11 protein-coding genes are annotated in these 8218 nt (G+C 69.4%); 8 read left to right on the top strand and 3 right to left on the bottom strand.

The features are described from left to right. Positions 1 to 45: 45 nt before the first annotated feature. On the bottom strand, positions 46 to 942 hold the full coding sequence (locus tag ACRX5W_RS15030) for a class I SAM-dependent methyltransferase (protein ID WP_436788608.1): 897 nt from the start codon (positions 940 to 942) through the stop codon (positions 46 to 48). Between the two features lie 45 nt (positions 943 to 987). Here ACRX5W_RS15030 and ACRX5W_RS15025 point away from each other — a divergent pair, with 45 nt between their 5' ends. The 4 genes from ACRX5W_RS15025 to ACRX5W_RS15010 all read left to right on the top strand — a co-directional run bounded on the left by ACRX5W_RS15025 (position 988) and on the right by ACRX5W_RS15010 (position 4751). Further along, positions 988 to 1440: a helix-turn-helix domain-containing protein gene (locus ACRX5W_RS15025; RefSeq protein WP_436788607.1), complete on the top strand. Its 453-nt coding sequence runs from the start codon at positions 988 to 990 to the stop codon at positions 1438 to 1440. 9 nt (positions 1441 to 1449) lie between these two features. Further along, positions 1450 to 2547 carry a CapA family protein gene (locus ACRX5W_RS15020; protein ID WP_436788606.1) on the top strand — a complete coding sequence of 366 codons (1098 nt, stop codon included), beginning with the start codon at positions 1450 to 1452 and terminating at the stop codon, positions 2545 to 2547. 124 nt (positions 2548 to 2671) lie between these two features. Continuing rightward, positions 2672 to 3856 carry an NAD(P)/FAD-dependent oxidoreductase gene (locus ACRX5W_RS15015; RefSeq protein ID WP_436788605.1) on the top strand — a complete coding sequence of 395 codons (1185 nt, stop codon included), beginning with the start codon at positions 2672 to 2674 and terminating at the stop codon, positions 3854 to 3856. Between the two features lie 16 nt (positions 3857 to 3872). Then, complete coding sequence (locus tag ACRX5W_RS15010) at positions 3873 to 4751, top strand: RNA polymerase sigma-70 factor (RefSeq protein WP_436788604.1); 879 nt, start codon at positions 3873 to 3875, stop codon at positions 4749 to 4751. A 41-nt stretch (positions 4752 to 4792) separates the two neighbouring features. Here ACRX5W_RS15010 and ACRX5W_RS15005 read toward each other — a convergent pair whose 3' ends face one another. Continuing rightward, positions 4793 to 5089: a hypothetical protein gene (locus ACRX5W_RS15005; protein ID WP_436788603.1), complete on the bottom strand. Its 297-nt coding sequence runs from the start codon at positions 5087 to 5089 to the stop codon at positions 4793 to 4795. Between the two features lie 129 nt (positions 5090 to 5218). Between ACRX5W_RS15005 and ACRX5W_RS15000 the strand changes: the two genes are divergently transcribed. From ACRX5W_RS15000 to ACRX5W_RS14990, 3 genes are all read left to right on the top strand, one after another. Beyond that, a complete protein-coding gene (locus ACRX5W_RS15000; protein WP_436788623.1) occupies positions 5219 to 5458 on the top strand; it encodes a DUF6959 family protein in 240 nt (79 codons plus the stop codon). Positions 5459 to 5989: 531 nt separating this feature from the next. Beyond that, complete coding sequence (locus ACRX5W_RS14995) at positions 5990 to 6289, top strand: hypothetical protein (protein WP_436788602.1); 300 nt, start codon at positions 5990 to 5992, stop codon at positions 6287 to 6289. Positions 6290 to 6401: 112 nt separating this feature from the next. After that, positions 6402 to 6545, top strand: a complete 144-nt coding sequence (locus tag ACRX5W_RS14990) for a hypothetical protein (RefSeq protein WP_436788601.1) — start codon at positions 6402 to 6404, stop codon at positions 6543 to 6545. Positions 6546 to 6939: 394 nt separating this feature from the next. Here ACRX5W_RS14990 and ACRX5W_RS14985 read toward each other — a convergent pair whose 3' ends face one another. Continuing rightward, positions 6940 to 7278: a hypothetical protein gene (locus tag ACRX5W_RS14985; RefSeq protein ID WP_436788600.1), complete on the bottom strand. Its 339-nt coding sequence runs from the start codon at positions 7276 to 7278 to the stop codon at positions 6940 to 6942. A 307-nt stretch (positions 7279 to 7585) separates the two neighbouring features. On the opposite strand from ACRX5W_RS14985, the gene ACRX5W_RS14980 reads away from it, so the two are divergent. Continuing rightward, positions 7586 to 7807 carry a hypothetical protein gene (locus ACRX5W_RS14980; RefSeq protein WP_436788599.1) on the top strand — a complete coding sequence of 74 codons (222 nt, stop codon included), beginning with the start codon at positions 7586 to 7588 and terminating at the stop codon, positions 7805 to 7807. Positions 7808 to 8218 lie beyond the last annotated feature (411 nt).

Below are 8218 nucleotides of genomic sequence, written 5' to 3'. Positions count from 1 at the left end.
TGCCCCCGGTCTCAGGGCCGGGGGCAACACGCGTCCCGGGCCTCCTCAAGACGCTGCGGCGCCAACCATCCAACACGCCGCGGTGAAGCGGACCTCCGGGCCGTGCACGTAAGGCTCGAACGCCGCGCGTACCGTGTCGACGACCCGAGCGCGCGTCCGCTCGTCCGCTTGGGGCAGGACCATGCCGAGCGGCCCGAACCGCGTGAAATAGCCGACGAGTTCGGTCGTCGGCAGCGTGCAGGGGACATCGACCGGGCGGATGTCGATCCCGGTCCAGCCGCTCGCGTCCAGAATCCGGTGCACCCTGTCGGCGTCCGCGAAGGCGAACTGCCCCGGGGCGTCCGGCTCTCGGGCAGGAATGCCGGGCAGCAGCGGTGCCGCCGCCCGCTCCGCGGTCGTCGTGAACGGGTTTTCCGCAACGCCGCGCCAGGCGACAAACCTCAGTCGCCCCTGGGGTGTTGCCGCGTGCCGCAGGTTCGCGAAGGCCGCGACCGGGTCGGTGAAGAACATCACGCCGAAGCGCGAGACGACCGCGTCGAACGCCGCCTCGGTGAAGACGTGGTCCGCCGCATCGCCGCGGACGAACGACACTGCGGCTTCTGCAAGTTCGCTGCCATCCCGCTCGACGCGTTCCCGTGCCGCGGCGATCATCGGCTCCGAGACGTCGATGCCGACGGCGCGTGCACCCAAGCGCCGGGCAACTGCCAGCGTCGTACTGCCTGTTCCGCAGCCGACGTCGAGCACCCGTGCTCCGGGCCCCACGTCGAGCCCATCGAGAAGCAGGTCCTCGATCGGCCGGAGCAACTCCTCCATCACCGCCTGCTTGTCGACCCAAGCGCTCCCGGCAGGACCGTTCCAGCGTGCCGCCTGCTCATCGGCGGTGTTGCGCGCGGCGTCCATGATCGTCTCCTGCTCCTTGCCGTGACACGGTCGAGGTGCCACTGTGTTACCTCAAGTCGACTTGAGGTCAAGCCAAGGGTCAAGCCAATGACGCATCTGGACATCGCCGACGTCGCGCGACGCACCGGCGTGCCCGTCTCCACGCTGCGCTTCTACGAGGAGAAGGGCCTGATCGCGTCGACGGGCCGACACGGCCTCCGCCGTCAGTTCGCCCCCGGCGTCGTGGAGCAGCTCGGACTCATCGCCCTCGGCCGTGCCGCCGGATTCTCCCTCGACGAGATCAGAGGCATGTTCGCCCCGGACGGGCGGCCCGAGATCGACCGCGAGATGCTCACCGCGAAAGCGGACGAACTCGACGCCACCATCCACCGCCTCGCCGCCCTGCGCGACTCTCTCCGCCACGCCGCCGCCTGCCCGGCGCCCCGGCACGCCGAATGCACGACCTTCCGCAGCCTCGTCCGCGCCGCCGCGTCCGGCGCTGTGCCGCCACCGGACAGGAAACCCCCGCAGCGGAACGCATCACCGGCGCACCCCTCCTAGCCTGGAAGGATGCGCGGAGGGCCCGTCACCCTCTTCCTCTGCGGTGACGTCATGCTCGGCCGGGGCGTGGACCAGATCCTGCCGTACCCCGGTGACCCGGCCCTGCAAGAGCGCTGGATCCGCGACGCCCGCGCGTACGTCGACCTCGCCGAGACCGCCCACGGCCCCATCCCTCAGCCGGTCGATTTCTCCTGGCCGTGGGGCGACGCGCTGGAGCTCCTGGACGCCGCCGCCCCCGACGTACGCGTCCTCAACCTGGAGACCAGCATCACCCGGGCCGATGAATTCGCGCCGGACAAAGAAGTCCACTACCGAATGAACCCGGCGAATCTTCCCTGCCTGACCGCCGCCCGTCCGGACGTCTGCGTCCTCGCCAACAACCACGTGCTCGACTTCGGACGCCGCGGCCTCGGCGAGACCCTCACCACCCTCGCGGACGCAGGACTCAGAACCGCGGGCGCCGGACACAACGCGGTCGCGGCGCGGCAGCCGGCGATCGTCCCCCTGCCCGGCGGAGGCCGCGTCCTCGTCTTCTCCTTCGGCATGCCCACCAGCGGAATCCCCTACGACTGGGCCGCCACCGACGAACTCCCCGGCGTCGATTTCGTCACCCAGCGGTCCCAGACAGCGGCGGCCGACCGACTCCACCAGGCAAAACGCCCCGGCGACCTCGCCGTCGCCTCGATCCACTGGGGATCCAACTGGGGCTACGACGTCCCCACCGCCGACATCCGCTTCGCCCATGTCCTCATCGACGCGGGGGCCGACATCGTGCACGGACATTCCTCACACCACCCGCGCCCGGCCGAGGTGTACCGGGGAAAGCTCGTCCTCTACGGCTGCGGCGACTTCATCGACGACTACGAGGGCATTACCGGCTACGAGCAATACCGCGACGACCTGCGGCTGCTCCACCTCGTATCGGTCGACCCGGAGAACGGCCTGCTGCTGGAGGCGCGCATGATCCCCCTCCAGGCCCGGCGGATGCGCCTGCGACCGGCCTCGTCCCGGGACACCGAGTGGCTCCGCACGACCCTCGACCGCGTCAGCGACTCCTTCGGCACCCGCATCACCGCAGCTCCCGACGGAACCCTCGTCCTGCGCTGAACGCCGCGCGACAAGGTGTGGCCCAGATCACAAATCCGGTTGTCACGTCCAGGCGCTGCCCCTTGTCCCATGGGCGTTCACCGGCACCGATTCCCGGCCCGGTGCCCGACCAGGGGAGTGAGAAGTGTCGAACAACGAACACCGCATCGTCGTCCTCGGCGCCGGCTACACCGGCATGCTCGCCGCGATCCGGCTGGCCCACCGCACCCGGCGCGCCGGCGTACGCATCACGCTGGTCAACCCCTCGGACCGGTTCACCGAGCGGCTGCGCATGCACCAGCTCGCCGCCGGCCACACCCTCGTCGACCGCAGCATCCCCGCCCTGCTCACCGGAACCGGCATCGACTTCGTACAGGGCAAGGCCACCGCGATCGACCCCGGCGCCCGTACGGTCGACATCGACCACGGCACGGCGACACTCGACTACGACACGTTGGTGTACGCCCTCGGCAGTGCTACCGACACCACCCGGACACCCGGTGCCGACGTGCACGCCCACACACTCAACAGCCCGCAGGCCGCAACCGACTTCGCCGCCCGCCTGAGGGACGTCGCAGCGGCCGGCGGCAGCGTCACAGTCTGCGGGGGCGGCCTGACCGGCATCGAAGCGGCGTCCGAGATCGCCGAAGCCCACCCCACCGCGAACGTCACGCTCATCAGCCGCGAAGAACCCGGCGCGATGATGGGCCCGAAAGCGCGCGCGTACCTGCACCGCGCGCTGGACCGCCTGGGTGTCACGGTGCGGTCCGGCGCCCGGGTCACCAAGGTGCTGCCCGACGCCGTCGAATTGGACACAGGCGCGCTCGTCGCCTCGGACCTGTGCCTGTGGACGGCAGGGGTGAAAGTCTCGCCGCTCGCCCGTGACTCCGGAATCGCCGTCGACGACCGCGGCCTGATCGCCGTCGACTCCACCCTCCGATCCGTCTCCCACCCCGACATCCACGCCATCGGCGACGCCGCCGCGATCCGGATGGCCTGGGGCGAGATCCACGGCACGTGCCAAAGCGGGATGCCCAGTGCCCAGTACACCGCCGACACCATCGCGCGACTGCTGCGCGGCAAGCCGGCCAAGCCGTTCCGGTTCGGCTACTTCCACCAGCCCGTCAGCCTCGGCCGCCGCGACGCCGTCATCCAGTTCACGCAAGCCGACGACACCCCGCGCCGTGCCTGCCTCACCGGCCGCGCCGCCGTCCTGTACAAGGAAACCGTCAGCGGCAGCCCCGTCACGATGTACCGGCTGAGCAAGCGGATGAACGTCAGCGCCACGCTCTCGAAGGGAGGCCGCGCCACCCGCAGGCCCGCCGCCTGAGGTGCGCGCCGACGACATGAACGCGATGACCGACACAGGCGAAACAGACCCGTACACCGAACACCGGCGCCTGCTCTTCGCCACGGCCTACCGGATGCTGGGCAGCGTCGCCGACGCGGAGGACGTCCTCCAGGACGCCTGGCTGGCCTGGAACTCCGCGGACCGGGACGCGGTCCGGCATCCGAAGGCCTACCTGGTGCGTACGGTCACCAATCTGTCGCTCAACCGACTCACCTCCGCCCGAGCCACCCGCGAGACGTACGTCGGCCCCTGGCTCCCCGAACCGCTGCTCACCGCGCCCGACGCCGCGACGGAGACCGAAATGGCCGACAGCGTCTCCACCGCGATGATGGTCGTCCTGGAAACCCTCACGCCCATCGAGCGCGCGGTGTTCGTGCTCCGCGAGGTCTTCGGCTACTCCCACGCGGAGATCGCCCGCACCCTTGACCGCACCGAGCCGTCCGTACGCCAGATCGCCCACCGCGCCCGCGAACACGTCCAGGCCCGACGCCCCCGCTTCGACAGCGACCCCAGCCGGCGCCAGGAGGTCACCTCGCGATTCATCGCCGCCTGCTCCGGCGGCGACCTGAACGCGGTCATGGAACTGCTCGCCCCGAACGTCACCGCCTGGTCGGACGGCGGAGGCAAGGTCACCGCCGCCCTCCGCCCCCTCCACGGCCCGGACCACGTCGCCCGCTGGATGCTCGGCGTCCTGGCCAAACCACAGACGGCCGGCGTCACCCTTCAACCCGCCCGGGTCAACGGCGAATTGGGCGTGCTGTTCACCATCGACGAATACCCCGTCGGCGCCCTGACCTTCGACCTGACCGCCGACCGCATCCAAAACCTGCGCCTACAGGTCAACCCCGACAAGCTCGACGGCCTGCGCCTGTGAAGAGCCGACCCGCGACAACGCCGTGTGGCGCGTGCCCGGCTCTAACCGGTGACGACGTTGAACACCGGATAGACCTGCGTCTGCACATCCTCGACACCGAGTTCGTGCAGGATCGGAATGATGATCTCCGCGAACCGCCGGGACGCCTCCTCGGACTCCCAGACGTCGACAACGAACCAGCCGTCAGGACTGGGCGCGGACGTGTGCGAGATGAGCCCGGGCACAGGCCAGTCAGACGGGGCCCTGACAGGGCCGCGCCCACCGGTCACCTTGTCGGCGCTCTGCTCGTACTGGGCCTGCGTCATGCCCGGCATGTTGAGGACAACAGCGACTGCCATCACGAACTCCCTCGGCTTCGATACGGGGCCAAGCCAAGTCGATCACCGCCGTCGGCCGCATGCCCGTCGGTCTGAGCCGAACGGGGCGCCGCCGCCGCACGGACGTCCCGCCCGCCCCGACGCCGGGCGATCAGCTCGGACGGCCGCCTGGACCGTATCGAGGCCAAGTTGTGCACTGACCGCGGGAACGAAGCGGTGGTGCGCATGCCCAGCCGACGGTCCCCCGGCGTGGCGATCCAGGAGGACCCGCTCTCCACCCTCCGCAGCAGCGGTGTAAGCACCCGACGAAGGCGAAACCGGGGAGCCCGCGAGGCCGCCGGCTTCATCTTTGGGGCCTGCATGATATCCGCGCCGGGTCAACGTCCGTGACCCGGCGGAAGCAGTGAACCTGAGCGAACGCCTGCAACCTCCCGGCCGCAGGCTGTGGTTCGCTCGTGAAGCCACCCGGGCTCGGGGCAGGCGGCGGACTGACTGGGCGAGAGCCAGGACAATCCCAGGCCGAGGCTGTCGTTGGTTCCTGATGACTGCCCCAGGAGGAGTTTCTCAAGGCCAGGCATGCCGTGGACCGGGTGGCATGCGGTGGGTCTCCCACGCAGGGCCGCGCAACGTCACCACGTGACCAAGTTGAGCGGGACTGTGAGCTGACGACTTTCGCTGAGTGGCTATGCCACCACGCTGGAACGAGCGCGCCCCGGCCGCGGCCATGGATCGCGCGACGCCCCCAGACGCCTCACAGCGGAGCTGCGACCTGAGAAGATCGCGGCATGTCAACGATCAGAAAGGGTCATGCCGCGTAGGCGACCCGGCGCCGTACGTGCGGCGCAATGGAGACCTCGTCCCCACCAGCCTGTGTCCCGCCTCCGCGGCGTCTCGGCTCGGACGCGAGCGGCCGCGCGAAGGGTGGAACAGGAACATCTGCACCTGAACGCTGTGGCCGGCGCCTTAGAGTCGATCAGGCGCAAGCTTGCAGAACCGGGACGTTGGCTGCGCTTCTCTGAACGCGATTACTACAACGGGGTTTTCGACGCGAGGGACCGCCTCGATGAGGCCCTGATCCGCTTGCCGGCCGGTGCCCGTGCAGACCTGGGGCGGGTCGTTGCGCGACTTGATGCCGAGTTCGAGCGGCGCACGGTGCCTGACGAGCGATCTTCCACGGATCCGCTCTTGGATGGGTGGTGGGCCAGGAACATGGAGCGCTGAAGGGCCAGTTCGGTTGAACAAGTGGAGCCCGGCCGGCGGGGACCGCCGTGACCGGCGGCCGGGCCGCACGCGCGCTCGGCGTCCGGTCGCGACGCGGCCCCGGCCTGGGATGATGACCAACAGGCGTACGTCGACACGGACGGGAACGCGCTACCACGCCAAATGCATCGACGGCCAACGCGACTCGATCAACAACCGGATCGCGGGAGCACTTGGGGGAGACCGCGACGAGGACGACGCGGAAGACGCCACGTGATCAACTTCCGAACCACGTCAGGGCCCTGGATGATCTCCGGGGCCCTTGTCGTTGTCCGGTCTCATGCCGGGTATACGCCGGGAACTCAGTGTGACCTGCGGAAACACGTCCAAGATCATTGCATGCATATTGCACAGCGGCCGTCACCCGCCTGCACGCGACGACGCACGGTGACATACGAGGGTGTGGCCACCACAGGCCGAAAAGAAGAAACCGCCAGCTCAACCGGCGTTTCGGCTGCTGGCGGTTGGTGACTCTCTGTGCCCCCGGCAGGATTCGAACCTGCGCACACGGCTCCGGAGCGCGGATGCGCGTAGCCACGTGTCCGCAGGTCAACCCCATGATCACCATCTGGATGGGCAAGGCCATACCGCGCCCATACCGAGGGCGCCATTCAGCACTCAGCACGGTCGGTGTCCCCCGGCGGAAATATGAGCGCGATGCTAAGGATGCCGACCATGTTTTGCCACGGATCCCGCGGCCACTCACCCGAACCACCAAGCTGGTCCACGGTTTCGATGTACTCGGCGGCGGCCCGGAGGAACGCTGGGGTGCTCATGTTCACCTGATCGCGGCCATGCTCCTTGGCGTAGTACTCGGCATCCTCGCTGAGGCCACGGAGGAACTCGACGAACTCGGCGGCTGTCTCGGCCTTGGTGTACTTGCTGGTCCGCGGGGGCATGGCCACACCGTCTCCGACGGGGCATGCATGCGGCAACAGGATTCCGGGCATCCGAGCAGTGTCCTGCTCACCTGGGGGACAGGCAGGCTCCCCCCAGCCCGTTGGCGGTTGTCTTCGGCGCCTGGCGTCGTACATCAAGTACCACGCGTCGCAGAGCGGTTGGATGGCCGCACTCGGCTCCGGAGGGACATAGCTGCCGGAGCTCGGTCCGGCCTCTGACCTGCGGCGGAACCGGATGCGGGATCACATTGACGGGTGGCGTTTCGCACCTGTTTCGCGATCACAGAATGCGCCGTGGGCAGTCGTCCAGGCGTAATCCGGTGGCTGTCTTCTCCGCAGCGCCCGTAGCGTCGGCGGAATGACGTACAACACTGTGAATCCGGCGTCGATCACGCCGGAGATGGCTGCTCAGATCCGCGCGTGGCGAGTTGATGAGGAGTACACCTGGCGCGCCGTGGCTCAAGCCGCGACCGACCTATGGGGCTCCCACTGGGGCAGCAACCAGATATACGGCGCAGAGCTCTGCTCGGCTGCGGCGAAGATGCTGGGCGAGGACCCCGACCAGGAACCGTGGAACTGACGCGTCAGGTAGTTGCACCGCTCGACGTCAGCAGCCGGCGGAACTGCACCACGAACCCCGGTCCACGGCATGCCGGGGACCGGGGTGGCATGCCGTGGGTTCGCGCGCAGGGCAGCGCAACGTCATTGGCAAGGCGGGGCGTTCACGACGTACGCTAACCGTTCCGGGTGCGCGCCTACGCCACCACGCTGGAACGAGCGCGCCCCCGGCCGCGGCCGAAGGTCGCGCGGCGCCCCCAGGCGCCTCGCTGCGAAGCAGCGACCTTAAAAGCCCTGCGACAAGACGAAGTTCAGGATCGGCCCCGTTGGACAGAGCCGCCGTGGAGGGCGGGCCGCGGCGGGACCGGCGTCCGCGCCGCACGCCCGGTGCGGACCGCGCCGGAGCGGCGGCGGGGGGGGGGGGGGGGGGGGG

Origin of the sequence: Yinghuangia sp. YIM S10712 (genome assembly GCF_051388935.1) — a bacterium.
GTDB lineage: Bacteria > Actinomycetota > Actinomycetes > Streptomycetales > Streptomycetaceae > Yinghuangia.
Note: the sequence above shows the minus strand (reverse complement) of the source record. Positions and strands in the feature narration are given on the sequence as shown.

Bases quoted from the DNA above. Each gene is read 5' to 3' on its own strand.
- ACRX5W_RS15025 (WP_436788607.1), top strand. From the start codon at position 988: ATGACGCATCTGGACATCGCCGACGTCGCGCGACGCACCGGCGTGCCC.
- ACRX5W_RS15020 (WP_436788606.1), top strand. From the start codon at position 1,450: ATGCGCGGAGGGCCCGTCACCCTCTTCCTCTGCGGTGACGTCATGCTC.
- ACRX5W_RS15010 (WP_436788604.1), top strand. From the start codon at position 3,873: ATGAACGCGATGACCGACACAGGCGAAACAGACCCGTACACCGAACAC.
- ACRX5W_RS15005 (WP_436788603.1), bottom strand. From the start codon at position 5,089: ATGGCAGTCGCTGTTGTCCTCAACATGCCGGGCATGACGCAGGCCCAG.
- ACRX5W_RS14990 (WP_436788601.1), top strand. From the start codon at position 6,402: ATGACCAACAGGCGTACGTCGACACGGACGGGAACGCGCTACCACGCC.
- ACRX5W_RS14985 (WP_436788600.1), bottom strand. From the start codon at position 7,278: ATGCCCGGAATCCTGTTGCCGCATGCATGCCCCGTCGGAGACGGTGTG.
- ACRX5W_RS14980 (WP_436788599.1), top strand. From the start codon at position 7,586: ATGACGTACAACACTGTGAATCCGGCGTCGATCACGCCGGAGATGGCT.